The sequence below is a fragment of the Streptomyces fildesensis genome (genome assembly GCF_016107395.1).
Classification (GTDB): Bacteria; Actinomycetota; Actinomycetes; order Streptomycetales; family Streptomycetaceae; genus Actinacidiphila; species Actinacidiphila fildesensis.
In genome coordinates this window covers 1-245 of sequence record NZ_JAAIKO010000347.1, presented here as the reverse complement: position 1 = coordinate 245, position 245 = coordinate 1, and the positions used below count along the sequence as shown (strand labels likewise).

Genomic DNA, 245 nt, shown 5'->3' with positions numbered 1-245 from the left:
CTCCAACGGGGAATAAACAAGGAACGCGGAATCACACGGCGAAACCATTAACGAGCACTGAACATTCTTCCACACTACAGACCAACAAACCAGCATCCATGCATCCGCCCTCAAACCAGCGCCAACCGAGATGGTGAAAGCTTGACGGACTGCCTGCAACCTGAAGATTCCAGATAGCGAGGATCACTTCGTGATGGCATAGACGGCATATAATATTCCAGGTATGTAGCCGAAAAGCGTCAATA

Annotated in this window: 1 protein-coding gene; it reads right to left on the bottom strand. The window is 49.4% G+C overall.

Annotation, left to right across the window (positions count from 1 at the left end; translation table 11 throughout):
* Positions 1-183: 183 nt before the first annotated feature.
* Entirely contained in the window at positions 184-243 is a 60-nt protein-coding gene (locus C6N31_RS46610) for a YqaE/Pmp3 family membrane protein (protein ID WP_368860208.1), read from the bottom strand.
* Positions 244-245 lie beyond the last annotated feature (2 nt).